We start from the raw sequence: 24,784 nt of genomic DNA on the forward strand, positions 1-24,784 counted from the left end.
ACACGCAGATGAAACTCACCCCGCACGCCTCCCTGTTGACGCTCAACACCCTCGCCCTCGATGCCCACTGCCACTGGCTGGCCGAAGTGGAGCAAACCGACGACCTGCCGCAGCTGGTTGCCAACGCCGAGCTGGCCGGCTTGCCGCGGCTGGTGCTGGGCGGTGGCAGCAACGTGCTGTTTTGCGATGACTTCGCCGGGGTGGTGGTGCTCAACCGGCTCAAGGGGATAGCGCTGCAGGATGAGGGAGATTACTGGCTGCTGCACGTAGCCGCCGGCGAGAACTGGCACGAGCTGGTGTGCCACACCCTGCAGCAGGGCTGGTACGGTCTCGAAAACCTGGCGCTCATCCCCGGCACGGTCGGGGCGGCACCGGTGCAGAACATCGGCGCTTACGGGGTCGAGCTGGCCAGCGTCTGTGCCTACGTCGAGGCGTTCAACTGGCAGAGCGGCGAGATGGAGCGCATCGCCGCGGCCGACTGCCGCTTCGGTTATCGCGACAGCATCTTCAAGCACGAGTATCAGGACAGCCACTTCATCACTGCGGTCGGTCTGCGACTGGCCAAGGCCTGGCAGCCAAGCCAGGGCTATGGTCCGCTGGCCGCACTGGGCGAACAGCCCTCGGCACAGGCCATCTTCGACACCGTCTGCGCCACCCGCATGGCCAAGCTGCCGGATCCGGCCGTGCTTGGCAACGCGGGCAGTTTCTTCAAGAATCCGGTGGTGCCTGCCGCGCTGGCGGCGTCGCTCAAGCTGAAATATCCCCAGATGCCGCTCTATCCGGCGGGTGAAGGGCTGGCCAAGCTGGCTGCGGGCTGGCTCATCGATCAGTGCGGCCTCAAGGGCTTTGCCATCGGCCGTGCCGCCGTCCATCAGGAGCAGGCGCTGGTGCTGGTCAATCTGGGCGGCGCCAGCGCCATGGAGCTGATCGCGCTGGCGGCCCACGTGCGTGACAGCGTGGAGCAGAAATTTGGGGTGGTGCTGGAGCACGAGGTGCGCTTCATGGGCCGCCGTGGTGAAACTTGGCTCGACGAGGTACTGGCATGACCCTGACTCCCATCCGGCAAACCCTGATCTCTCTGCTCAGCGACGGGCAATTCCACTCCGGTGAGCAGCTTGGCGAGCAGCTCGGCATCAGTCGGGCGGCGGTCAGCAAGCACATGGCGGCGCTCAAGGAGCTGGGACTGGATCTCTTCAGCCTGACCGGCAAGGGGTACCGGCTGGCGGTGCCGATGGCGCTCTATGACGAAGAGCAGCTGCAGGCGCTGGCGCCCATGGCACCGGTGCACTGCTTCCCGGTCATCGACTCCACCAACCAGTACCTGCTGGAGCGGGTCAACCAGCTGCAGTCGGGCGAGAGCTGCCTGGCCGAGTGCCAGACCGCCGGGCGCGGCCGGCGCGGCAAGCCCTGGGTTTCCCCCTTCGGCTGCCAGCTGATCTTGAGCATGTACTGGCGGCTGGAGCAGGGCATGGCGGCGGCCATGGGGCTGAGTCTGGCGGTCGGGGTGGCCGTGGTGCAGGCGCTGGAGTCCCTCGGTTATCCGGGAGTTGAGCTCAAGTGGCCCAACGATCTCTACTATCAGGGCCGCAAACTGGCGGGCATTCTGGTGGAGATGAGCGGTAGCGCCGGCGCCAGCTGCCACCTGGTGATCGGGGTCGGCCTCAACCTGGCGATGCCGAGCCGGGAGGCGGAGCGGATCGATCAGGCCTGGTCCGAATTGCGCCACATCCAGCCGGAACTGGTGGATCGCAATCTGCTGGCCGGCCGGGTGATTGAGCATCTGCAGCAGGCCATGCTCACCTTCGAACAGGAGGGGCTCGCCAGCTTCGTGGCGGACTGGAACCGGCTCGACCATTTCGCCGGCCGGCCGGTACGACTGCTGATGGGCGAGCAGGAGATCCGCGGCGTGGCGCGCGGCATCGATGATCGCGGTGCGCTGCGGCTGGAGACGGAGGAGGGGATCAAGTTCTATCTGGGCGGGGAGATCTCCCTGCGCCGGGGCGACTGATGACGGCGCTGACCGTCACCCAATGAAGAGGGGGCCTGCGGGCCCCCTCTTCATTGATGCGTGATCTGCCGCCGTTACTTGCGCAGCTTGATCTGCTCGATGGCGTGCTCGTTGCCCTTGGTCAGGATCAGGTTGGCCCGCTCCCGGGTAGGCAGGATGTTCTCTTTCAAATTCAGATAGTTGATGTCTTGCCAGATGTTGCTGGCGATCTTGGTCGCCTCGCTCTCGGCCAGCTTGGCGTAGTGGTGGAAGTAGGAGTCCGGATCCGAGAAGGCGCCGCTGCGGAACTTGAGGAAACGCTCGATATACCAGGTGCGCAGCAGTTCGGCATCGGCATCCACATAGATGGAGAAGTCGACGAAGTCCGACACGAACACGCGGTGCGGATCCTGCGGGTAGTCCATGCCGCTTTGCAGCACATTGAGCCCTTCCAGGATCAGGATGTCCGGCTGCTCCACCACCTTCTTCTCATCCGGAATGATGTCGTAGATGAGGTGGGAGTAGACGGGGGCCTCGACTTTCTCGTGGCCGGCACGGATGTTGGCGACAAACTCCACCAGATGACGGATGTCGTAGGACTCCGGGAATCCCTTGCGGCGCATCAGGCCGCGCTCTTCCAGCACCTTGTTGGGGTAGAGAAAGCCGTCGGTGGTGACCAGCTCCACCCGCGGGTGCTCCGGCCAGCGCTCCAGCAGTGCCTGCATGATGCGCGCCGTGGTGCTCTTGCCGCCTGCCACACTGCCGGCGATGCTGATGATGTAGGTGCCCTTGCCGCGAGACTGACCGAGGAACTGTTCCAGCACCCGGCTGCGGCGCTGCTTGGCCTTGACGTAGAGATTGAGCAGACGGGAGAGGGGCAGATAGATCTCTTCCACCTCCTGCAATGACACCTTCTCGTTGATCCCGCGCAGGGTCTGCAGATCGTGCTCGGTCAGGGTCAAAGGGACCGAGTCGCGCAATAACGCCCATTGTTCGCGGGTGAATTGCAGATAGGGGTTATGCTCTGTCGTCATGGTGTCGTCACTGTTTCTTGGGCAGGGCGACCATACACCAAGGGGGGCGGGAGCGACAAGAGAAGCGACGGTTTCGAGCGGAGAGTGAGTCCTTTTTTGCCTGGTTCCTGGCAATAATGCACATTTTGCAAGGCGCAATGGTTGCATCCCCAAAATCCTTACCATAAAATGCGCGACGCTTAGATGTCTGTCGTCTATTTGCCCAGCAAAAGCGATAAATCAACGGGTGCAAGCAGAATTACCGTTGTGACATTGACGTAACGGAGGGGTTCCCGAGCGGCCAAAGGGATCAGACTGTAAATCTGACGGCTCTGCCTTCGAAGGTTCGAATCCTTCTCCCTCCACCATATTTCTCTGCGGTTTGAGTTCTTTGGGTTAGAGAAATGCGGGCATCGTATAATGGCTATTACCTCAGCCTTCCAAGCTGATGATGCGGGTTCGATTCCCGCTGCCCGCTCCAAGATGCTGATTGGCTCAGGCGATAGCAGAGTCACACCCTAGGGTGAGTTCGGCAATCGAACCAGCCTGTCAGCACCAGCCTCTCTTCCCCACCAGATTCAAATCCATCATATAAACTGTTCTGTGGTTAGCTTGCCACCGCGTACTCAGCGTTAGTTTAGAGGGACGATCATGTCTAAAGAAAAATTTGAGCGTAATAAACCGCACGTTAACGTGGGTACCATCGGCCACGTTGACCACGGTAAAACCACCCTGACCGCCGCCATCACCAACGTGCTGGCCAAGCACTTCGGTGGTAAAGCTTTCGCCTTCGACCAGATCGACAAGGCGCCGGAAGAGCGTGAGCGTGGTATCACCATCAACACCTCCCACGTAGAATACGACACTGCTACCCGTCACTACGCCCACGTAGACTGCCCGGGTCACGCCGACTACGTTAAAAACATGATCACCGGTGCTGCCCAGATGGACGGCGCGATCCTGGTAGTAGCAGCGACTGACGGCCCGATGCCGCAGACTCGTGAGCACATTCTGCTGGGTCGTCAGGTAGGCGTTCCGTACATCATCGTGTTCATGAACAAGTGCGACATGGTAGATGACGAAGAGCTGCTGGAACTGGTCGAGATGGAAGTTCGCGAACTGCTGTCCGAGTACGACTTCCCGGGTGATGACCTGCCGGTAGTCCGTGGTTCCGCACTGAAAGCGCTGGAAGGCGAAGCTCAGTGGGAAGAGAAGATCCTGGAACTGGCTGGCCACCTGGACACCTACATTCCGGAGCCGGAGCGCGCAATCGACCAGCCGTTCCTGATGCCGATCGAAGACGTATTCTCCATCGCAGGCCGTGGTACCGTAGTAACCGGTCGTGTAGAGCGCGGTATCGTTAAAGTTGGTGAAGAAGTGGAAATCGTTGGTATCAAAGATACCACCAAGACCACCTGTACCGGCGTTGAAATGTTCCGCAAACTGCTGGACGAAGGTCGCGCAGGTGAGAACGTTGGCGCGCTGCTGCGTGGCGTGAAGCGTGAAGACGTAGAGCGTGGTCAGGTACTGGCCAAGCCGGGCACCATCAAGCCGCACACCAAGTTCGAATCTGAAGTGTACGTACTGTCCAAAGAAGAAGGTGGTCGTCACACCCCGTTCTTCAAAGGCTACCGTCCGCAGTTCTACTTCCGTACAACCGACGTGACCGGTACCATCGAACTGCCGGAAGGCGTAGAGATGGTAATGCCGGGCGACAACATCAAGATGGTTGTTACCCTGATTGCGCCGATCGCGATGGACGATGGCCTGCGTTTCGCCATCCGTGAAGGTGGCCGTACCGTAGGTGCTGGTGTTGTAGCTAAAGTTATCGCTTAATCTTTGGCTTACATAAATAAAGCAAAGCCCCTATAATAGGGGCTTTCTTATGCAGGGGCGTAGTTCGAATTGGTAGAACAGCGGTCTCCAAAACCGATGGTTGCGGGTTCGAGTCCTGCCGCCCCTGCCATATACCTCGTCTCGTACGGGGCTTTTGTGTCTTTGGTTACGTCAGATACAGGTGGGTTGTATGAGTGTTAGTTCTGAGAGCCAGGGCGGAAGCAAGGATACCCTGCTTTGGGGCCTGGTTTTCATTATCCTGGCGGCCGCTGTAGTGGGTAATTACCTGCTCAACGATGTTGTCGCTGCCGTCCGCGCCCTGGGTGTGGTCGTTGTCATTGCTGCTGCCGGTGCAGTAGCCCTGCAAACCACCAAGGGAAAGGCAACACTGGCATTTGCCCGTGAGTCTCGCCTGGAAGTACGCAAGGTCGTATGGCCAACCCGTCAGGAAGCCATTCAGACAACCCTGATTGTGCTGGCGGTGACTGCCGTGATGGGGCTGCTGCTGTTCGTTCTGGACGGTGCCCTGGTCTGGTTGGTCAACCTGATTACCGGTGTGTAAGGATAAGCCATGACTGAACAACGTGAACAGCGTATGAGATGGTATGTCGTGCAGGCGTTTTCCGGCTATGAAGGCCGTGTCGCCAAATCCCTGCGTGAACATATCAAGATGCATGGCATGGAAGACATGTTCGGTGAAGTGCTGGTCCCGACCGAAGAAGTGGTCGAGATGCGTGCTGGCCAGAAGCGCAAGAGTGAGCGCAAGTTTTTCCCGGGCTACGTCCTGGTTCAGATGATCATGGATGAAACCACATGGCACTTGGTACGCAACGTACCGCGCGTCATGGGCTTCATCGGTGGCACCTCTGATCGTCCTGCTCCTATCTCCGATAAGGAAGCGGATGCCATCCTCAATCGTCTGCAAGATGCCCACGACAAGCCGCGTCCGAAAACCCTGTTTGAACCGGGTGAGATGGTGCGGGTTGCCGATGGTCCGTTCGCCGATTTTAACGGTACCGTTGAAGAGGTGGACTACGAAAAGAGCCGCGTGAAGGTCTCCGTACTGATCTTCGGCCGTTCTACTCCGGTCGAGCTGGATTTTGGTCAAGTCGAAAAAGGCTGATTAAACTCTGTTCGTTAACGGTTGTCAGGGGCAGCGAATGTCATTATAATTCGCTGCCCCTTTATTAGTTGGGGAGCCGTTTGCAGGAGCATGTCTCCGAGGCGTTAGAACCCATTTCTGAGGTATTTTTGTAATGGCTAAGAAAGTCACAGCTTATATCAAGCTGCAAGTTAAGGCTGGCAGTGCTAACCCCAGCCCTCCCGTTGGTCCTGCTCTGGGTCAGCACGGTGTTAACATCATGGAATTCTGTAAAGCGTTCAACGCTCGTACAGAGAAGCTGGAAAAAGGTTCTCCGACTCCGGTCGTGATCACCGTTTACAGCGACCGTTCCTTCACCTTCGAAACCAAGACTCCGCCCGCTTCCTTCCTGCTGAAGAAAGCCGCTGGTATCCAGTCTGGTTCTGCCAAGCCGAACAAAGACAAGGTTGGTAAGGTGACTGTTGCCCAGCTGCAAGAAATCGCCAAGACCAAAGAGCCGGATATGACCGGTGCCGATCTGGATGCAAAAGTACGTTGCATCGCCGGCTCCGCTCGTTCCATGGGCCTGGTAGTGGAGGAGTAAGACAATGGCTAAACTGTCCAAGCGTATGCGCGTTATTCGCGAAAAAGTTGACGGTACCAAAGAGTACTCCATCAACGAAGCCATTGCCCTGCTGAAAGAACTGGCTACCGCCAAGTTCGTTGAAAGCGTTGACGTTGCCGTTAACCTGGGTATCGATGCTCGTAAATCTGACCAGAACGTACGTGGTGCTACTGTACTGCCGCACGGTACCGGTCGTGATGTACGCGTAGCCGTGTTCACCCAAGGTGCCAACGCCGAAGCTGCCAAAGCTGCCGGTGCTGAGCTGGTTGGCATGGATGACCTGGCCGATCTGGTCAAGAAAGGCGAGATGAACTTCGACGTCGTGATCGCATCCCCGGATGCCATGCGCGTTGTTGGTCAACTGGGTCAAATCTTGGGCCCGCGCGGCCTGATGCCGAACCCGAAAGTTGGTACTGTAACCCCGAACGTAGCCGAAGCCGTCAAGAACGCCAAGGCTGGTCAGGTTCGTTACCGTAACGACAAGAACGGTATCATTCACACTACCCTGGGCAAAGTTTCCTTCAACGAAGTTCAGTTGAAAGAGAACTTGGAAGCTCTGCTGGTTGCCTTGAAAAAGGCCAAGCCGTCCTCCGCCAAGGGTCAGTACATCAAGAAGGTAAGCATCTCCACCACTATGGGTGCCGGTGTTGCCGTAGACCAAGCTACTCTGGAAGCTCAGGCCTAATTGATGGATTTTACAAGGCGCAAAATTTAATCTATAATTTTGCGCCTTGATTGGTTGGGGGCTTCGACCTCCGTCCAAGACCGCAGGAGGCCGCTAGGCCTTAATACTTCCTGCGTAGACGGTGCCGGAAACCCAGCGAGAAAGATTCTTTCTCTTCTGGAATCCTGCTACCGCATCGTTCCCCTCTGTTGTAAAGGTAGGGGGGATGTGTCAGTACTGGGTCAATTGACCCGGATTCAATCCAGGAGTTAAGCCAATGGCATTGGGACTCGAAGACAAAAAGGCAATTGTTGCTGAAGTCAACGAAGCTGCCAAAGGCGCTCTTTCTGCAGTGATTGCCGATTCTCGCGGCGTGACTGTAGACAAGATGACCGTCCTGCGTAAAACCGCTCGTGAAGCTGGTGTGTACATGCGCGTTGTGCGTAACACCCTGCTGCGTCGCGCGGTAGAAGGTACCGAATACGAGTGCCTGAACGACGCATTTACCGGTCCTACCTTGATTGCTTTCTCTAACGAACACCCGGGCGCTGCCGCTCGTCTGTTCAAAGAGTTTGCCAAAGCGAACCAAAAGTTCGAAATCAAGGCTGGCGCTTTTAACGGTGAGTTTATCGCCGCAGCACAAATTGATCGTCTGGCCACGCTGCCGACTTACGAAGAAGCAATTGCGAAGCTGATGGCTACCATGAAGGAAGCCTCTGCTGGCAAGCTGGTTCGTACTATCGCTGCTGTTCGCGACCAGAAACAAGCTGCTGCTTGATTCTCGCCTATCTAGGCTGTTTGAGTTTATTCAACATCAGGAATTTTTGTCATGTCTATCACTAAAGACCAAATCATCGAAGCCGTTGCTTCCATGTCCGTAATGGAAGTTGTTGAGCTGATCGAAGCTATGGAAGAGAAGTTCGGTGTTTCTGCCGCTGCTGCCGTAATGGCCGGCCCGGCTGCTGCTGAAGCAGTAGAAGAGAAGACCGAGTTCGACGTAGTTCTGACTGCTGCTGGCGCCAACAAAGTTGCCGTTATCAAAGCCGTTCGTGGCGCTACCGGTCTGGGCCTGAAAGAAGCCAAAGATCTGGTAGAAGCTGCCCCGGCTAACCTGAAGGAAGGCGTGTCCAAGGACGAAGCTGAAGCTCTGAAGAAAGAGCTGGAAGCTGCCGGTGCTTCTGTTGAGATCAAATAATCTGCATTTATGTAGATTAGCCTGATAAAACAGGCTAGGGCTGGTGAATTTTTGTTCACCAGCCTTTTTGCGCTGTAGACTGAGAGCATTTCACACCGTTTACGACTCTCGGTGCACCAGCAATCCGGACTGTTTTCTTTCGCCCGGGCCAACACAAAACGGTGTTGAGACAGAGCTGTCCCGTGGGACAGAGTGGGTCACTTATCAGCGAGCTGAGGAACCCTATGGTTTACTCTTATACCGAAAAAAAACGCATTCGTAAGGACTTCGGTAAGCGAGACCAGGTACTGGACACGCCTTATCTGTTGTCCATTCAGCTGGACTCCTTCAAGCAGTTCATCGAGGCTGACCCGGAAGGTGAATATGGCCTAGAGGCCGCTTTCCGTAGCGTTTTCCCGATCACCAGTTACTCCGGTAGTGCTGAGCTTCAGTATGTCAGCTATCGCCTGGGTGAGCCGGTATTTGACGTAAAAGAATGCCAGATCCGTGGAGTGACCTACTCCGCGCCGCTGCGTGTCAAGCTTCGTATGGTTCTGTACGACCGTGAAGCAGCTGCCGGCACCGTCAAAGACATCAAGGAACAAGAAGTATACATGGGCGAAATTCCGCTCATGACCGAGAACGGCACCTTTGTCATCAATGGTACCGAGCGGGTAATCGTCTCCCAGCTGCACCGCAGCCCGGGCGTCTTCTTCGACCACGATAAAGGCAAAACACATTCATCCGGTAAGGTGCTGTATAACGCTCGCGTTATTCCCTACCGTGGCTCCTGGCTGGACTTCGAGTTCGATGCGAAAGACAACCTGTTTGTCCGTATCGACCGTCGTCGCAAACTGCCGGCATCCATTATTCTGCGTGCCCTGGATTTCAGTTCCGAACAGATTCTGGCCACCTTCTTCGAGACCATCGGTTTCGAAGTCAAAGATGGCAAGCTGATGATGGATCTGGTGCCGGAGCGCCTGCGTGGTGAAACTGCGACCTTTGACATCGTGGCCAATGGCGCCGTGGTGGTTGAGACCGGTCGTCGAGTGACTGCGCGTCACATCCGTCAGTTGGAAAAAGATTCCGTTACCCAGATTGAGGTACCGGTTGAGTATGTTGTTGGCAAAGTTGCTGCTAAGGACTACGCACATCCGCAAACTGGCGAGATGGTAGTGACTGCCAACCAGGCGCTGAGCCTGGAAGCGGTAGCCAACCTCTCCCAAGCCGGCTTCAAGCATTTCGAGGTTCTGTTCACCAACGAACTGGACCACGGTGCCTACATGTCCGAGACCCTGCGTATCGACTCCAGCTCCAGCCGCTTGGAAGCCCTGGTCGAGATCTATCGCATGATGCGTCCGGGTGAGCCGCCGACTCGCGAAGCCGCAGAGCAGCTGTTCGAGAACCTGTTCTTCTCTTCCGAACGTTACGACCTGTCTACCGTAGGTCGGATGAAGTTCAACCGCCGTCTGGCTCGTGAAGACGAGACCGGCGTGGGCACTCTGACCAAAGACGACATCGTCGATGTGATGAAGCGCCTGATCGACATCCGTAACGGTAACGACGAAGTGGACGATATCGACCACCTGGGTAACCGTCGTATCCGTTCTGTCGGTGAAATGGCCGAGAACCAGTTCCGTGTCGGTCTGGTGCGTGTCGAGCGTGCGGTCAAGGAGCGTCTCTCCCTGGGCGACCTGGACACCCTGATGCCGCAGGATCTGATCAACGCCAAGCCGATCTCCGCCGCAGTCAAAGAGTTCTTTGGTTCCAGCCAGCTGTCCCAGTTCATGGACCAGAACAACCCGCTGTCCGAAGTAACCCACAAGCGCCGTATCTCCGCGCTGGGCCCGGGCGGTTTGACTCGTGAGCGTGCCGGCTTTGAAGTTCGAGACGTACACCCGACCCACTACGGTCGTCTGTGCCCCATCGAGACTCCTGAAGGTCCGAACATCGGTCTGATCAACTCTTTGTCCGTGTACTCTCGTACCAACGAGTACGGTTTCCTCGAGACCCCGTACCGCAAGGTCATTGACGGTGTGATCACCGACGAAGTGGACTATCTGTCTGCTATTGAAGAAGGCAAGTACGTGATCGCACAGGCTAACGCCGCGACCACCGAAGATGGCCGTCTGAAAGATGAATTGATCCCGTGCCGTCACAAAGGTGAATCCACCTTTATGAACGCCGACCAGATCCAGTATATGGACGTGAGCCCGCAACAGATCGTCTCTGTGGCAGCGGCCCTGATCCCGTTCCTGGAACACGATGACGCGAACCGCGCATTGATGGGTTCAAACATGCAACGTCAGGCTGTACCGACTCTGCGCGCCGACAAGCCGCTGGTTGGTACCGGTATGGAACGCGCAGTGGCCGTTGACTCCGGTGTTACCGTAGTGGCCAAGCGTGGCGGCATGATCGACTACGTCGATGCCTCCCGTATCGTTATCAAGGTCAACGAAGATGAGCTGCTGCCTGGCGAAGCCGGCATCGACATCTACAGCCTGACCAAATACACCCGTTCCAACCAGAACACCTGTATCAACCAGCGTCCGTGCGTGATGTTGGGCGAGCCGGTAATGGCGGGCGACGTACTGGCTGATGGCCCGTCCACCGATCTGGGTGAACTGGCGCTGGGTCAGAACCTGCGCGTCGCGTTCATGCCGTGGAACGGTTACAACTTCGAAGACTCGATCCTGGTGAACGAGCGTGTTGTTCAGGAAGACCGCCTGACCACCATTCACATCCAGGAACTGGCCTGTATCTCCCGTGACACCAAGCTGGGTCCGGAAGAGATCACTGCCGACATCCCGAACGTGGGTGAAGCCGCTCTGTCCAAGCTGGACGAGTCCGGTATCGTCTACGTGGGTGCGGAAGTGAAGGGCGGCGACATTCTGGTCGGCAAGGTGACCCCGAAAGGTGAAACCCAGCTGACCCCGGAAGAGAAGCTGCTGCGCGCCATCTTCGGTGAGAAGGCGTCCGATGTGAAGGACTCTTCCCTGCGTGTGCCGAACGGTGTGTACGGTACCGTGGTTGACGTGCAGGTCTTTACCCGCGATGGCGTGGAAAAAGACAAGCGCGCCAAAGAAATCGAAGAGATGCAGCTGAAGGAAGCGAAGAAGGACTTGACCGAAGAGTTCAAGATCCTGGAAGACGGCATTTTCGGCCGCTCCCGCAACCTGCTGCTGGCCGCCGGTTACAGCGAAGACCGTCTGAACAAGCTCGATCGCTCCAAGTGGTTTGAACTGGCCATCGAAGATGAAGCCAAGCAAATCGAGCTGGAACAGATCGCTGAACAGCACGTTGAGCTGAAGGCCGAGTTCGACAAGAAATTCGAGAACAAGCGTCGCAAGATCATCCAGGGCGATGACCTGGCGCCGGGCGTCCTGAAGATCGTCAAGGTCTATCTGGCCGTCAAGCGTCGCATCCAGCCAGGTGACAAGATGGCGGGTCGTCACGGTAACAAGGGTGTTATCTCCAAGATCTGTCCGGTCGAGGATATGCCCCATGACGAGTACGGCCGTCCGGTCGACATCGTTCTGAACCCGTTGGGCGTACCGTCCCGTATGAACATCGGTCAGATCCTTGAAGTGCACCTGGGCCTCGCGGCCAAGGGTATTGGCGAGAAGATCGACCGCATGGTCAAGGAACAGCGCGAGCTGCACGAGATGCGTGACTTCCTGCAACAGGTCTATGACCTGGGCGAGAAAGATACCCAGCAAGTGAACGTGGCCGAGCTGTCCGACGACGACGTACGTACCCTGGTCGGTAACCTGCGCAAGGGTCTGCCGGTGGCAACTCCGGTATTTGATGGCGCCAAAGAGCGTGAAATCAAGGCCCTGCTGAAGCTGGCCGACCTGCCGGAATCCGGTCAGATCGCCCTGTTCGACGGTCGTACCGGTAACGCCTTCGAGCGTAAGGTCACCGTGGGTTACATGTACATGCTGAAGCTGAACCACCTGGTAGACGACAAGATGCACGCGCGTTCTACCGGCTCCTACAGCCTGGTTACCCAGCAGCCGCTGGGTGGTAAGGCGCAGTTCGGTGGTCAGCGTTTCGGTGAGATGGAAGTGTGGGCCCTGGAGGCTTACGGTGCGGCATATACCCTGCAGGAGATGCTGACCGTCAAGTCTGACGATGTGAATGGCCGTACCAAGATGTACAAGAACATCGTGGATGGCGACCACCGTATGGAGCCGGGCATGCCCGAATCCTTCAACGTATTGCTGAAGGAAATCCGCTCTCTGGGTATCAACATCGAGCTGGACGAAGAGTAAGAGCTCGCTCTTATTGTTCGAGAATTGACGTGGGCGCCCCGAGAGGGGCGCCGAGGTTAGACTCCTGACAGGGGAAACACGTGAAAGACTTACTCAAGTTTTTGAAGGCTCAGACCAAGACCGAAGAGTTTGACAGTATCAAGATCGGTCTGGCCTCTCCTGACATGATCCGCTCCTGGTCATTCGGTGAGGTCAAAAAGCCTGAGACCATCAACTACCGGACTTTCAAGCCGGAGCGTGATGGTCTGTTCTGCGCCCGTATCTTCGGACCGGTGAAGGACTACGAGTGTCTGTGCGGCAAGTACAAGCGCCTGAAACACCGTGGTGTGATCTGTGAGAAGTGCGGCGTAGAAGTGACCCAGACCAAGGTCCGTCGTGAGCGTATGGGCCACATCGAGCTGGCCAGCCCGACTGCCCACATCTGGTTCCTGAAGTCCCTGCCGTCCCGTATCGGCCTGCTGCTGGACATGACCCTGCGTGACATCGAGCGCGTGCTGTATTTCGAATCCTATGTAGTGATCGAACCTGGCATGACCAACCTCGAGCGCAGCCAGATGCTGTCCGAAGAGCAGTACCTGGACGCACTGGAAGAGTGGGGCGACGAATTCGACGCCAAGATGGGTGCCGAAGCAATCCTGGCATTGCTGCGCGCCATCGATCTGGAAGGCGAAGTGCGCACCATGCGCGAAGAGCTGGATCAGACCAACTCCGAGACCAAGCGCAAGAAGACCACCAAGCGTCTGAAGCTGATGGAAGCCTTCCTGCAGTCCGGCAACAAGCCGGAGTGGATGATCATGACAGTGCTGCCTGTGCTGCCGCCGGACCTGCGTCCGCTGGTACCGCTGGACGGCGGCCGTTTCGCGACCTCCGATCTGAACGATCTGTACCGCCGCGTGATCAACCGTAACAACCGTCTGAAGCGTCTGCTGGATCTGGCTGCACCGGACATCATCGTGCGCAACGAAAAGCGCATGCTGCAAGAGTCCGTGGATGCCCTGCTGGACAACGGTCGTCGTGGCCGTGCCATCACCGGCTCCAACAAGCGCCCGCTGAAATCCCTGGCCGACATGATCAAGGGTAAGCAAGGTCGTTTCCGTCAGAACCTGCTCGGTAAGCGTGTCGACTACTCCGGTCGTTCCGTTATCACCGTAGGTCCGACCCTGCGCCTGCATCAGTGCGGTCTGCCGAAGAAGATGGCGCTGGAACTGTTCAAGCCCTTCATCTATGGCAAGCTGGAAACTCGCGGTCTGGCGACCACCATCAAGGCCGCCAAGAAGATGGTTGAGCGCGAAGAAGCTGTTGTCTGGGACATCCTGGACGAAGTGATCCGCGAACACCCGGTCCTGCTGAACCGTGCACCGACTCTGCACCGTCTGGGTATCCAGGCGTTCGAGCCGACCCTGATCGAAGGCAAGGCCATCCAGCTGCACCCGCTCGTCTGTGCCGCCTATAACGCGGACTTCGACGGTGACCAGATGGCGGTCCACGTACCGCTGACCCTGGAAGCCCAGCTGGAAGCGCGCGCGCTGATGATGTCCACCAACAACATCCTGTCGCCTGCCTCCGGTGAGCCGATCATCGTTCCGTCTCAGGACGTGGTCTTGGGTCTGTACTACATGACCCGTGCCCGTATCGCCGCCAAGGGCGAAGGTATGGTGCTGTCCGGTCCGAAAGAGGCTGAGAAGGTCTACCGTGCCGGCCTGGCCGACCTGCATGCGCGCGTCAAGTGCCGCATCACCGAGTACGTGAAGAACGAAGCCGGTGAACTGGTTGCCAAGACCGAGATGAAGAACACCACCGTTGGTCGTGCGATTCTGAGCCTGATCCTGCCGAAAGGCATGGAATACGCCCTGATCGACGAGCCGAAGGTGCTGACTGCCGCCGAACAGGCTGATCTGGATGCCAACCCGCAGAACTGGATCAAGTGCGTCTCCAACAAGGCGCTGGGCAAGAAGCTGATCTCTCGTCTGCTGAACACCTGCTATCGCAAGCAGGGCCTGAAGGACACCGTTATCTTCGCTGACCAGCTGATGTATACCGGTTTCCACTACGCGGCCCTGTCCGGTGCGTCCGTTGGTATCGATGACATGGTCATCCCGGATGCCAAGAAGGACATCATCGCTTCTGCCGAAGCCGAAGTCGCCGAGATCCAGGACCAGTTCCTGTCCGGTCTGGTGACCGCGGGCGAACGTTACAACAAGGTTATCGATATCTGGGCCAGCGCCAACGAGCGTGTTTCCAAGGCCATGATGGAGAACTTGTCCAAAGAGCGTAACGTCAACTCGCTGGGTGAAGAAGAAGAGCAAGCCTCGTTCAACAGCATCTTCATGATGGCCGACTCCGGTGCGCGGGGTTCCGCAGCCCAGATTCGTCAGCTGGCCGGTATGCGTGGCCTGATGGCCAAGCCGGATGGCTCCATCATCGAGACGCCGATCGTCGCGAACTTCCGCGAAGGTCTGAACGTACTGCAGTACTTCATCTCCACTCACGGTGCTCGTAAGGGTCTGGCGGATACCGCACTGAAGACTGCGAACTCTGGTTACCTGACTCGTCGTCTGGTAGACGTGGCACAGGACATGGTGATCACCGAGGACGATTGCGGCACTACCGAAGGTCTGTGGATGACTCCGCTGATCGAGGGTGGCGATGTGGTCGAGCCGCTGCGTGAGCGCGTACTGGGCCGTGTGGTTGCTGATGACGTGATCAAGCCGGGTACTGAAGACGAAGTGCTGGTAGCACGCAACACCCTGCTCGACGAGCAGCTGTGTGACCTGCTGGAGCGCAACTCCGTCGACCGCGTGAAGGTACGTTCTGCCATCACCTGTGAGACCGACTTCGGTAACTGTGCTCACTGCTACGGCCGTGATCTGGCCCGTGGTCACCTGGTTAACAAGGGTGAGGCTGTCGGTGTTATCGCTGCCCAGTCCATCGGTGAACCGGGTACCCAGCTGACGATGCGTACCTTCCACATCGGTGGTGCCGCATCCCGTGCCGCTGCCGAGAGCAGCATCCAGGTCAAGAACACCGGTAGCATCAAGCTGCAGAACGCCAAGTTCGTTCACAATAGCGACGACAAACTGGTTATCACCTCTCGTTCTACCGAACTGACCATCATGGACGAGATGGGCCGTACCAAGGAAAGCCACAAGCTGCCTTACGGTGCCGTGCTGGAAGTGAAGGATGGCCAGGCCGTGAGCGCCGGTGAAACCGTCGCCAACTGGGATCCGCACACTCACCCGATCATCACCGAAGTGGCGGGTCGCCTGCACTTCGAACACATGATCGACGGCGTGACCATTACTCGTCAGACCGACGAGCTGACCGGTCTCTCCTCCATCGTCGTGCTGGACGTCAACGAGCGTCCGAGCGCCGGTAAAGAGATGCGTCCGACCGTGAAACTGGTCGACCTGAACGGCAAGGATGTGATGATCCCGGGTACCGATGTAGCCGCCCAGTACTTCCTGCCGGGCAAGGCGATCGTGAACCTGGAAGATGGTGCCAACGTGGGCGTGGGTGACGCGGTAGCGCGTATCCCGCAAGAGTCCGGCGGTACCAAGGACATCACCGGTGGTCTGCCGCGCGTTGCGGATCTGTTCGAAGCACGTCAACCGAAAGAGCCGGCCATCCTGGCCGAGATCTCCGGTACCATCTCCTTCGGGAAAGAGACCAAGGGCAAACGCCGTCTGGTCATCACCCCGACCGATGGTGGCGACGTCTACGAGGAGATGATTCCGAAGTGGCGTAACCTGAACGTGTTCGAAGGTGAAAAAGTTGAGAAGGGTGAAGTGCTGGCGGACGGTCCTGAGTCTGCTCACGACATCCTGCGTCTGCGCGGTATCAGCCCGGTCGCCAACTACATCGCCAACGAAGTTCAGGACGTTTACCGTCTGCAAGGCGTTAAGATCAACGACAAGCACATCGAAGTCATCGTTCGTCAGATGCTGCGCAAGTGCGAGATCCTGACTGCTGGCGACACCGACCTGATCGAAGGCGAACAGGTTGAAGTGGCTCGCGTGAAGATTGCCAACCGTAAGCTGGTTGCCGAGGGCAAGACCCCGGCCACCTACCGTCACATCCTGATGGGTATTACCAAGGCATCTCTGAGCACCGAGTCCTTCATCTCCGCGGCTTCCTTCCAGGAAACCACCCGTGTTCTGACCGAAGCTGCCGTTGGCGGCAAGCGCGACGAACTGCGTGGCCTGAAAGAGAACGTGATCGTGGGTCGTCTGATCCCGGCTGGTACCGGCTTTGCCTACCACCACAGCCGGATCAACCAGCGTGCCGCAGCCGCTCGTGCCGTTGCCGCACCGCAGGTGACTGCCGATGAAGCTCAGCAAAACCTGGCGGATCTGCTCAACGCAGCCGGCAGCTTTGACGAAGAGTAATCTTCTGCTGCAGTGATTGAAAAAGGGCCCCTTTATGGGGCCCTTTTTATTGGCTGTTTTCTCGGCAAAGCCTGATGCCACGCGGATATTCGGATGATCCAGAGCAAGGTTGCGGAGTAAAAAATCAAAAAAAGTTGACATTGAACCCTCGCAACTGAAAACTCGGGAAAGTTGAATGGGTATTACAGGGGTAGAACATGACTGTCGGTATCGAGGAAGTGATGCTTCCCGAAGAGCAACTGATCGGTCGCACTTTTACAGACGAAGACAGGGAATTGTTGCGCTCATATGACGGGCTTATCGACGGCTTGGCTGAGCTGTTCGGCAAGCACTGTGAAGTGGTGCTCCACTCCCTGGAAAATCTGCACGAGTCCGTGATCAAGATTGCCAACGGGTTCAATACGGGACGTAATGAGGGGGCCCCCATTACCGATCTCGCGCTGCGTATGCTCAAGGACATAGAGAATACCGGCCAGGATTACACCCAGAGCTATTTTGCTCGCAGTCGCACCGGTGCCCTGATGAAGTCGAGTACCATCGCCATCAGGAACAGTGACAAGCAGGTGATCGGCCTTATCTGCATCAACCTGCACATCAATGCACCTTTTCACGAGTTTGTCGCCGAATTCTTCCCGACGCCGCAACAAGTCGAGCGTCAGTCGCCGGAGACCTTTGCCAACAGTGTGGAAGAGCTGGTTGCCCAGACGGTGGACAATACCATCGACGAAATCAACCGCGATCCGACCGTTGCCAACAATGCCAAAAACAGGTTTATCGTGACCCAGTTGTTCGAGAAGGGCATATTTGATATCAAGGACTCGATCAACCTGGTCGCCGACAAACTGAATATTTCCAAACACACCGTTTATCTGTACATCCGACAGCGCAAGCAGGGTGAAGACGAAAACGAATAAGCGCCATAGAAGGGGATAGACAAGAATGGCTAAAGAAGTTATTGCAACCGACAAGGCTCCTGCCGCAATTGGTCCATATGTTCAGGCCACCAAACTGGGCGAGCTGGTCTTCACCTCAGGGCAGATCCCGCTCGATCCGGCCACCATGGAGATCGTGGCTGGCGGCATCGAGGCTCAGGCCGAGCAGGTGATGAAGAACCTGGTTGCAGTATTGAAGGCAGCGGGTGCCGACACCAGCAAGGTGCTGAAGACCACCTGTTTCCTCAGCGACATGAACAACTTTGTTGCCTTCAACCAGGTTTATGCCCGTTACTTCGGTGAATCGGCCCCGGCCCGCTCCTGCGTGGAAGTGGCGCGCCTGCCCAAGGACGTGCTGGTTGAAGTCGAAGCCATCGCTTACGTCTGATCCAAGGCGGTACGAAGAGCCCCTCCCAGGAGGGGCTTTTTCGTATTTGGCGTAGAATGGGCTGATACATGCGCAGGAGTCCGGATATGAGTCTCAATTTCGCCTTGCTGGTGACGGGGCCGGCCTATGGTACCCAGTCGGCCAGTACGGCCTATCGCTTTGCCCTGAGTGTCATCGAACAGGGTCATCGACTGTCTCACCTGTTTTTCTATCAGGATGGGGTCTGCAACGGCAACGGTCTGCATGCTCCCGCCTCTGATGAGAGCAACCTGGTCGCCCTGTGGCGCGAGCTCGCCATCCAGCAGGGGATCCGTATCGACGTGTGCGTGGCGGCGGCCATGCGTCGTGGCGTGCTGGATGAGCAGGAAGCCAAGGGGATGGGCAGAGCGCAGTTCAATCTGGAAGCGCCCTTTTGCCTGAGCGGGTTGGGTCAGCTGGCGGAAGCCAGCCTGACCGCCGACCGCTTTGTCCAGTTCTAGGGGGAAGCATGCACAAGATTGCGTTCATTTGCCGGCGCGGGCCTCATGGTACTGCGGCTGGCCGGGAAGGTCTCGACGCCCTGCTGGCAACGTCTGCCATGACGGAGTCGCTGGCGCTGTTTCTCATCGAGGACGGCGTGCTGCAACTGCTCAAGGACCAGCAGCCACAGGCCATCTTGCAGCGTCATTATGCGCCGACCTTCAAGATGCTCGAGCTCTACGACATCGAGGAGGTCTATGTGTGTACCGACTCGCTGGCGGAACGGGGGCTGACCCCCGAGGATCTGCTGATCCCGGTGACCGGTCTCTCCCGATCCGACATTCGTCGCCAGTGGGGCGACTGCAGCACCCACATCTGTTTTTGAGGTAGTCATGATACAGCTGATATTGACGTCTCCGTTCCAGAGCCAGGAGCTGGAGCAGGCACTGGCCTATCGCCAGCCGGACGATGTGTTGGTGCTGATGCAGGACGCCGTCGTCGCGGCAACTGCCCCGTTGTGGAGCGAGCGGCTGACAGGCGTGCCGCTCTATGTGATGCGGGAGGACCTGCAGGCGAGGGGGTTGCAGTCACGGATCGGGATGGATCTGGAGATGGCCGGCCTGGTTGCGCTGATCGCCGAAAAAGGCTCGCCGCAGACCTGGGGTGGCTAGAAACTGTTTTTATAAAATAATTTCAGTAACTTACCGTGCCTTTACACACATTCTGCCGTGCCTTTCCCGACACGGATTGTATAAATCTTGACTCCCTTGACAACAGGGCATAAAATTTCGCGTCCCCGTATCTGCGGGGAGGATTTTTCACATGTTTATGAAGTCATTATCAGGAGCCTTTTGATGGCAACTATTAACCAGTTGGTTCGCAAGCCACGCATCAAGCTCGTTGTGAAAAGCAACGTGCCGGCGCTGGAAGCGTGCCCTCAGAAGCGTGGCGTGTGCACTCGTGTATACACCACCACCCCGAAGAAGCCTAACTCTGCACTGCGTAAAGTGTGCCGTGTACGTCTGACCAACGGCTTCGAAGTCACCTCCTACATCGGTGGTGAAGGTCACAACCTGCAAGAGCACTCTGTTGTTCTGATCCGTGGCGGTCGTGTAAAAGACTTGCCAGGTGTTCGTTACCACACCGTTCGTGGTGCGTTGGACTGTGCCGGTGTTAAAGACCGTAAGCAGGCTCGCTCCAAGTACGGCGTGAAGCGTCCGAAAGCTTAATGGTTCTCCGTTAAGTAAGGCCAAACGTTAATTCGTTTCTAGTTAGATAACTTTCTAGTTTTGGGTAACCCCTGAAGTTACGGAGAATTTGAAATGCCAAGACGTCGTGTTGTTGGTCAGCGTAAAATCCTGCCGGATCCCAAGTTCGGATCAGAGCTGCTGGCTAAATTCGTCAACGTAGTAATGGTTGACGGTAAGAAATCTGTTTCCGAAGCCATCGTATATGGCGCGCTGGACATCATTGCCACCAAGACTGGCAAAGAGCACCTGGCCGTATTCGAAGAAGCCCTGGACAACATTCGTCCGGCCGTCGAGGTTAAATCTCGTCGTGTCGGTGGTGCAACCTATCAGGTACCGGTAGAAGTTCGTCCGGTTCGTCGCAATGCCCTGGCAATGCGCTGGTTGGTTGATGCCGCTCGTAAACGTGGTGAAAAATCAATGGCTCAGCGTTTGGCTGGCGAGCTGCTGGATGCCGCTGACAATAAGGGTTCGTCTGTCAAGAAACGTGAAGACGTTCACCGTATGGCTGAAGCGAACAAGGCCTTCGCTCACTTCCGCTGGTAATCCGCTTGCGCAGGGTCTTTTGGCTCTGCGCACCTTCAATTATCTGGGGACAAGTGCCCTAGTAAGAGGATGACAATGGCTCGTACAACCCCCATTGAGCGTTATCGTAATATCGGTATCTCCGCTCACATCGACGCCGGTAAGACTACTACTACCGAGCGCGTTCTGTTTTACACCGGTGTAAGTCACAAGATCGGTGAAGTTCACGATGGCGCTGCCACCATGGACTGGATGGAACAGGAACAAGAGCGTGGTATCACCATCACCTCCGCCGCGACCACTGCTTTCTGGTCCGGTATGGGTAAACAGTTCCAACCGCACCGTATCAACATCATCGATACCCCGGGCCACGTTGACTTTACTATCGAAGTAGAGCGCTCCATGCGTGTTCTGGATGGTGCCGTGATGGTGTACTGTGCCGTAGGTGGCGTACAGCCCCAGTCTGAAACCGTATGGCGTCAGGCTAACAAGTACAAGGTTCCCCGTATCGCGTTCGTCAACAAGATGGACCGTACCGGTGCCAACTTCCTGCGCTGCGTTGAGCACATCAAGACCCGTCTGAAAGGTAACCCGGTTCCGCTGCAACTGAACATCGGTTCAGAAGAGAACTTCAAGGGCGTTATCGACCTGGTCAAGATGAAAGCCATCAACTGGAGCGAAGCCGACCAGGGCGTTTCCTTCGATTACGAAGACGTGCCGGCCGAGCTGCTGGAACAAGCGCAAGAAATGCGCATGAACCTGGTTGAAGCCGCTGCTGAAGCGTCTGAAGACCTGATGGAAAAATACCTGGGTGGTGAAGAACTGACCGAGGAAGAGATCAAGAAAGCTCTTCGTCAGCGTGTTCTGAACAACGAAATCATCCTGGTTACCTGTGGCTCCGCGTTCAAGAACAAGGGCGTACAGGCCATGCTGGATGCCGTGATCGAGTATCTGCCGGCACCGACCGACGTTGCTGCGATCGATGGTCTGAAGCTGGATGGCGAGACCAAAGACGAGCGTCACGCTTCCGATGACGAGCCGTTCTCTGCTCTGGCGTTCAAGATTGCTACCGACCCGTTCGTGGGCAACCTGACCTTCTTCCGCGTTTACTCCGGTGTGGTTAACTCCGGTGACTCCGTGCTGAACTCCGTTAAAGAGAAGCGCGAGCGTTTTGGCCGTATCGTTCAGATGCACGCCAACAAGCGTGAAGAGATCAAAGAAGTTCGCGCAGGCGACATCGCTGCTGCCATCGGCCTGAAGGACGTCACCACCGGTGATACCCTGTGTGACGAGAACGCGCCGATCATCCTGGAGCGTATGGAATTCCCGGAGCCGGTAATCTCCATCGCCGTTGAGCCGAAATCCAAGGCCGACCAGGAGAAGATGGGTCTGGCTCTGGGCCGTCTGGCTCAGGAAGATCCGTCCTTCCGCGTATGGACTGACGAAGAGTCTGGCCAAACCATCATCGCCGGTATGGGTGAGCTGCACCTGGATATCATCGTTGACCGTATGCGTCGCGAGTTCAAGGTAGAAGCGAACGTAGGTAAGCCGCAGGTTGCCTACCGTGAAACCATTCGTAACACCGTCAAGGATATCGAAGGTAAGCACGCCAAGCAGTCCGGTGGTCGTGGTCAGTACGGTCACGTCGTTATCGACATGTACCCGCTGGAAGAAGGCAAAGCCTACGAGTTCGTCAACGACATCAAGGGTGGCGTCATTCCGGGCGAATTCATCCCGGGTGTTGACAAGGGTATCCGCGAGCAGCTGAAGTCCGGCCCGCTGGCAGGCTATCCGGTAATGGATCTGGGCGTGCGTCTGCACTTCGGTTCTTACCACGATGTCGACTCTTCCGAACTGGCGTTCAAGATCGCTGCTTCTCTGGCGTTCAAGGCTGGCTTCATGAAGGCCAACCCGGTACTGCTCGAGCCGATCATGAAGGTCGAAGTCGAGACTCCGGAAGACTACATGGGCGACGTTATCGGTGACCTGAACCGTCGTCGCGGCCTGATCGAAGGCATGGAAGATGGCCCGTCCGGCAAAATCGTACGTGCTCTGGTGCCGCTGGCCGAAATGTTCGGTTACGCCACCTCCCTGCGTTCTGCTACCCAGGGTCGTGCTTCCTACGCCATGGAATTCGCCAAGTATCACGATGCCCCGACTAACGTCGCCCAGGCCGTGATCGAAGAGCGCAAATCCAAGTAATTTAAGATTCCCCGCCTACGACGGTAGGCGGGTTTAACCTAGAAGGACTACGTCGTGTCTAAAGAAAAATTTGAGCGTAATAAACCGCACGTAAACGTCGGCACCATCGGCCACGTTGACCACGGTAAAACCACCCTGACCGCCGCCATCACCAACGTGCTGGCCAAGCACTTCGGTGGTAAAGCTTTCGCCTTCGACCAGATCGACAAGGCGCCGGAAGAGCGTGAGCGTGGTATCACCATCAACACCTCCCACGTAGAATACGACACCGCTACCCGTCACTACGCCCACGTAGACTGCCCGGGTCACGCCGACTACGTTAAAAACATGATCACCGGTGCTGCCCAGATGGACGGCGCGATCCTGGTAGTAGCAGCGACTGACGGCCCGATGCCGCAGACTCGTGAGCACATCCTGCTGGGTCGTCAGGTAGGCGTTCCGTACATCATCGTGTTCATGAACAAGTGCGACATGGTAGATGACGAAGAGTTGCTGGAACTGGTCGAGATGGAAGTTCGCGAACTGCTGTCCGAGTACGACTTCCCGGGTGATGACCTGCCGGTAGTCCGTGGTTCCGCACTGAAAGCGCTGGAAGGCGAAGCTCAGTGGGAAGAGAAGATCCTGGAACTGGCTGGCCACCTGGACACCTACATTCCGGAGCCGGAGCGCGCAATTGACCAGCCGTTCCTGATGCCGATCGAAGACGTATTCTCCATCGCTGGCCGTGGTACTGTAGTAACCGGTCGTGTAGAGCGCGGTATTGTTAAAGTTGGTGAAGAAGTGGAAATCGTTGGTATCAAAGATACCACCAAGACCACTTGTACCGGCGTTGAAATGTTCCGCAAACTGCTGGACGAAGGTCGTGCAGGCGAGAACGTTGGCGCGCTGCTGCGTGGCGTGAAGCGTGAAGACGTAGAGCGTGGTCAGGTACTGGCCAAGCCGGGCACCATCAAGCCGCACACCAAGTTCGAATCTGAAGTGTACGTACTGTCCAAAGAAGAAGGTGGTCGTCACACCCCGTTCTTCAAAGGCTACCGTCCGCAGTTCTACTTCCGTACTACCGACGTGACCGGTACCATCGAACTGCCGGAAGGCGTAGAGATGGTCATGCCGGGCGACAACATCAAGATGGTTGTTACCCTGATTGCCCCGATCGCAATGGACGACGGCCTGCGTTTCGCCATCCGTGAAGGTGGCCGTACCGTAGGTGCTGGTGTTGTAGCTAAAGTTATCGCTTAATCGATACTTTATATGCACACATGAAAGGGGTGGCTTCGGCCACCCCTTTTACTTTTGGGGCTTTAAATGGCCTGTGAGATACTTTTGCGAAATTATCTATAGAGGTAGCTGCTGTGAGTAAACCCGCCATTTTTCTGGATCGCGATGGTGTCATCAACAAGGACACGGGTTATGTCAGCCAGGTTGATGACTTCCATTTTCTGCCCGGGGTGATTGAGGCCATGCAATTGCTGAAGAAAAAGGGCTATTTGCTGGTCGTGGTGACCAACCAATCCGGCATCGCCCGTGGCTACTTCACTGAAGATGACTTCATGAACCTGACCGAGTGGATGGATTGGTCCCTTGCCGATCGCGATGTGGATCTCGATGGTATCTACTTCTGTCCCCATCACCCGGACCACGGTGCTCCCTGCGACTGCCGCAAACCCGAACCGGGTATGCTGCTGCTTGCCCAGCGGGAGCTCGGCATCGATATGAGCCGCTCTTATATGGTGGGTGACAAACCTTCGGACCTGAAAGCCGCCATCAATGCCAAGGTCGGTCACAAGGTCATGGTCAGAACGGGCAAGCCGATTACTGATGCGGGGATTGAGCTGGCCGATGCCATCTACGACAACCTGCATGATTTTGCCGTTGCTGCGCCTGTCGCAGGCTGATTTCGCTGGATTAAGATGCTTTTTGGTGGCTTTGTGAGCGGTTGAGCGATGAAAGCCATCTTTTTGCAATAATCCTCTTGCCAGAACGAATTCACTC

At 56.9% G+C, this 24,784-nt stretch carries 22 protein-coding genes and 3 tRNA genes; 24 read left to right on the forward strand and 1 reads right to left on the reverse strand.

The window, feature by feature from the left end; all coding sequences use genetic code 11:
* Positions 1-8: 8 nt before the first annotated feature.
* Entirely contained in the window at positions 9-1,046 is a 1,038-nt protein-coding gene (gene murB, locus BN1143_RS07150) for a UDP-N-acetylmuramate dehydrogenase (RefSeq protein ID WP_042050127.1), read from the forward strand.
* On the forward strand, positions 1,043-2,008 hold the full coding sequence (birA, locus tag BN1143_RS07155) for a bifunctional biotin--[acetyl-CoA-carboxylase] ligase/biotin operon repressor BirA (RefSeq protein ID WP_017764792.1): 966 nt from the start codon (positions 1,043-1,045) through the stop codon (positions 2,006-2,008). The genes murB and birA overlap by 4 nt, the downstream gene beginning before the upstream one ends.
* A gap of 74 nt (positions 2,009-2,082) precedes the next feature.
* On the opposite strand, the gene coaA is transcribed toward birA, so the two are convergent.
* Positions 2,083-3,021 carry a type I pantothenate kinase gene (coaA, locus tag BN1143_RS07160; protein WP_005306328.1) on the reverse strand — a complete coding sequence of 313 codons (939 nt, stop codon included), beginning with the start codon at positions 3,019-3,021 and terminating at the stop codon, positions 2,083-2,085.
* 262 nt (positions 3,022-3,283) lie between these two features.
* Between coaA and BN1143_RS07165 the strand changes: the two genes are divergently transcribed.
* From BN1143_RS07165 to gmhB, 22 genes are all read left to right on the forward strand, one after another.
* Positions 3,284-3,368 (forward strand) — tRNA-Tyr (locus BN1143_RS07165).
* Between the two features lie 38 nt (positions 3,369-3,406).
* Positions 3,407-3,481 (forward strand) — tRNA-Gly (locus BN1143_RS07170).
* Positions 3,482-3,651: 170 nt separating this feature from the next.
* Entirely contained in the window at positions 3,652-4,836 is a 1,185-nt protein-coding gene (gene tuf, locus BN1143_RS07175; RefSeq protein ID WP_005306325.1) for an elongation factor Tu, read from the forward strand.
* 53 nt (positions 4,837-4,889) lie between these two features.
* Positions 4,890-4,966: transfer RNA gene (locus tag BN1143_RS07180), tRNA-Trp, on the forward strand.
* Positions 4,967-5,026: 60 nt separating this feature from the next.
* The gene (gene secE, locus BN1143_RS07185; RefSeq protein WP_005306322.1) at positions 5,027-5,398 is read left to right on the forward strand and encodes a preprotein translocase subunit SecE; all 372 of its coding nucleotides are present in this window, start codon (positions 5,027-5,029) and stop codon (positions 5,396-5,398) included.
* Positions 5,399-5,407: 9 nt separating this feature from the next.
* Positions 5,408-5,959, forward strand: coding sequence for a transcription termination/antitermination protein NusG (gene nusG, locus BN1143_RS07190; RefSeq protein ID WP_005306318.1), 552 nt, complete (start codon positions 5,408-5,410; stop codon positions 5,957-5,959).
* Positions 5,960-6,092: 133 nt separating this feature from the next.
* Positions 6,093-6,521, forward strand: coding sequence for a 50S ribosomal protein L11 (gene rplK, locus BN1143_RS07195; RefSeq protein ID WP_005306313.1), 429 nt, complete (start codon positions 6,093-6,095; stop codon positions 6,519-6,521).
* A 4-nt stretch (positions 6,522-6,525) separates the two neighbouring features.
* A complete protein-coding gene (rplA, locus tag BN1143_RS07200; RefSeq protein WP_005306309.1) occupies positions 6,526-7,227 on the forward strand; it encodes a 50S ribosomal protein L1 in 702 nt (233 codons plus the stop codon).
* Positions 7,228-7,483: 256 nt separating this feature from the next.
* Positions 7,484-7,984: a 50S ribosomal protein L10 gene (gene rplJ / locus BN1143_RS07205; RefSeq protein WP_005306307.1), complete on the forward strand. Its 501-nt coding sequence runs from the start codon at positions 7,484-7,486 to the stop codon at positions 7,982-7,984.
* 51 nt (positions 7,985-8,035) lie between these two features.
* On the forward strand, positions 8,036-8,401 hold the full coding sequence (rplL, locus tag BN1143_RS07210) for a 50S ribosomal protein L7/L12 (RefSeq protein ID WP_005306304.1): 366 nt from the start codon (positions 8,036-8,038) through the stop codon (positions 8,399-8,401).
* A 224-nt stretch (positions 8,402-8,625) separates the two neighbouring features.
* Entirely contained in the window at positions 8,626-12,654 is a 4,029-nt protein-coding gene (rpoB, locus tag BN1143_RS07215) for a DNA-directed RNA polymerase subunit beta (RefSeq protein WP_010635847.1), read from the forward strand.
* 80 nt (positions 12,655-12,734) lie between these two features.
* Positions 12,735-17,039 carry a DNA-directed RNA polymerase subunit beta' gene (gene rpoC / locus BN1143_RS07220; RefSeq protein WP_005306298.1) on the forward strand — a complete coding sequence of 1,435 codons (4,305 nt, stop codon included), beginning with the start codon at positions 12,735-12,737 and terminating at the stop codon, positions 17,037-17,039.
* 197 nt (positions 17,040-17,236) lie between these two features.
* Complete coding sequence (locus tag BN1143_RS07225) at positions 17,237-17,953, forward strand: helix-turn-helix transcriptional regulator (RefSeq protein ID WP_005306294.1); 717 nt, start codon at positions 17,237-17,239, stop codon at positions 17,951-17,953.
* Between the two features lie 25 nt (positions 17,954-17,978).
* The gene (locus tag BN1143_RS07230) at positions 17,979-18,359 is read left to right on the forward strand and encodes a RidA family protein (protein WP_005306289.1); all 381 of its coding nucleotides are present in this window, start codon (positions 17,979-17,981) and stop codon (positions 18,357-18,359) included.
* Between the two features lie 86 nt (positions 18,360-18,445).
* On the forward strand, positions 18,446-18,838 hold the full coding sequence (gene tusD / locus BN1143_RS07235; protein WP_017765117.1) for a sulfurtransferase complex subunit TusD: 393 nt from the start codon (positions 18,446-18,448) through the stop codon (positions 18,836-18,838).
* 8 nt (positions 18,839-18,846) lie between these two features.
* Positions 18,847-19,203 (forward strand): sulfurtransferase complex subunit TusC, encoded by a 357-nt coding sequence (gene tusC / locus BN1143_RS07240; protein ID WP_025202535.1) that lies wholly within the window; start codon positions 18,847-18,849, stop codon positions 19,201-19,203.
* 7 nt (positions 19,204-19,210) lie between these two features.
* The gene (gene tusB / locus BN1143_RS07245; RefSeq protein WP_019840192.1) at positions 19,211-19,489 is read left to right on the forward strand and encodes a sulfurtransferase complex subunit TusB; all 279 of its coding nucleotides are present in this window, start codon (positions 19,211-19,213) and stop codon (positions 19,487-19,489) included.
* A 183-nt stretch (positions 19,490-19,672) separates the two neighbouring features.
* Entirely contained in the window at positions 19,673-20,047 is a 375-nt protein-coding gene (rpsL, locus tag BN1143_RS21830; RefSeq protein ID WP_005306278.1) for a 30S ribosomal protein S12, read from the forward strand.
* 93 nt (positions 20,048-20,140) lie between these two features.
* The gene (gene rpsG / locus BN1143_RS07255) at positions 20,141-20,611 is read left to right on the forward strand and encodes a 30S ribosomal protein S7 (RefSeq protein ID WP_005306266.1); all 471 of its coding nucleotides are present in this window, start codon (positions 20,141-20,143) and stop codon (positions 20,609-20,611) included.
* Positions 20,612-20,686: 75 nt separating this feature from the next.
* Complete coding sequence (gene fusA, locus BN1143_RS07260; protein WP_005306261.1) at positions 20,687-22,792, forward strand: elongation factor G; 2,106 nt, start codon at positions 20,687-20,689, stop codon at positions 22,790-22,792.
* A gap of 54 nt (positions 22,793-22,846) precedes the next feature.
* Entirely contained in the window at positions 22,847-24,031 is a 1,185-nt protein-coding gene (gene tuf / locus BN1143_RS07265) for an elongation factor Tu (RefSeq protein WP_005306325.1), read from the forward strand.
* Positions 24,032-24,144: 113 nt separating this feature from the next.
* On the forward strand, positions 24,145-24,687 hold the full coding sequence (gmhB, locus tag BN1143_RS07270; RefSeq protein WP_010635852.1) for a D-glycero-beta-D-manno-heptose 1,7-bisphosphate 7-phosphatase: 543 nt from the start codon (positions 24,145-24,147) through the stop codon (positions 24,685-24,687).
* Positions 24,688-24,784: the final 97 nt, after the last annotated feature.

It is taken from the genome of Aeromonas dhakensis (genome assembly GCF_000820305.1).
GTDB lineage: Bacteria > Pseudomonadota > Gammaproteobacteria > Enterobacterales > Aeromonadaceae > Aeromonas > Aeromonas dhakensis.

Excerpts from the sequence above, each read along its gene's own strand:
- nusG (WP_005306318.1), top strand. The coding sequence starts at position 5,408 with ATGACTGAACAACGTGAACAGCGTATGAGATGGTATGTCGTGCAGGCG.
- rpoB (WP_010635847.1), top strand. The coding sequence starts at position 8,626 with ATGGTTTACTCTTATACCGAAAAAAAACGCATTCGTAAGGACTTCGGT.
- tuf (WP_005306325.1), top strand. The coding sequence starts at position 3,652 with ATGTCTAAAGAAAAATTTGAGCGTAATAAACCGCACGTTAACGTGGGT.
- secE (WP_005306322.1), top strand. The coding sequence starts at position 5,027 with ATGAGTGTTAGTTCTGAGAGCCAGGGCGGAAGCAAGGATACCCTGCTT.
- tusB (WP_019840192.1), top strand. The coding sequence starts at position 19,211 with ATGATACAGCTGATATTGACGTCTCCGTTCCAGAGCCAGGAGCTGGAG.
- rpsL (WP_005306278.1), top strand. The coding sequence starts at position 19,673 with ATGGCAACTATTAACCAGTTGGTTCGCAAGCCACGCATCAAGCTCGTT.
- fusA (WP_005306261.1), top strand. The coding sequence starts at position 20,687 with ATGGCTCGTACAACCCCCATTGAGCGTTATCGTAATATCGGTATCTCC.
- rplA (WP_005306309.1), top strand. The coding sequence starts at position 6,526 with ATGGCTAAACTGTCCAAGCGTATGCGCGTTATTCGCGAAAAAGTTGAC.
- tusD (WP_017765117.1), top strand. The coding sequence starts at position 18,446 with ATGAGTCTCAATTTCGCCTTGCTGGTGACGGGGCCGGCCTATGGTACC.
- BN1143_RS07230 (WP_005306289.1), top strand. The coding sequence starts at position 17,979 with ATGGCTAAAGAAGTTATTGCAACCGACAAGGCTCCTGCCGCAATTGGT.
- rplJ (WP_005306307.1), top strand. The coding sequence starts at position 7,484 with ATGGCATTGGGACTCGAAGACAAAAAGGCAATTGTTGCTGAAGTCAAC.
- tusC (WP_025202535.1), top strand. The coding sequence starts at position 18,847 with ATGCACAAGATTGCGTTCATTTGCCGGCGCGGGCCTCATGGTACTGCG.
- birA (WP_017764792.1), top strand. The coding sequence starts at position 1,043 with ATGACCCTGACTCCCATCCGGCAAACCCTGATCTCTCTGCTCAGCGAC.
- coaA (WP_005306328.1), bottom strand. The coding sequence starts at position 3,021 with ATGACGACAGAGCATAACCCCTATCTGCAATTCACCCGCGAACAATGG.
- rpsG (WP_005306266.1), top strand. The coding sequence starts at position 20,141 with ATGCCAAGACGTCGTGTTGTTGGTCAGCGTAAAATCCTGCCGGATCCC.
- rplK (WP_005306313.1), top strand. The coding sequence starts at position 6,093 with ATGGCTAAGAAAGTCACAGCTTATATCAAGCTGCAAGTTAAGGCTGGC.
- BN1143_RS07225 (WP_005306294.1), top strand. The coding sequence starts at position 17,237 with ATGACTGTCGGTATCGAGGAAGTGATGCTTCCCGAAGAGCAACTGATC.
- murB (WP_042050127.1), top strand. The coding sequence starts at position 9 with ATGAAACTCACCCCGCACGCCTCCCTGTTGACGCTCAACACCCTCGCC.
- rplL (WP_005306304.1), top strand. The coding sequence starts at position 8,036 with ATGTCTATCACTAAAGACCAAATCATCGAAGCCGTTGCTTCCATGTCC.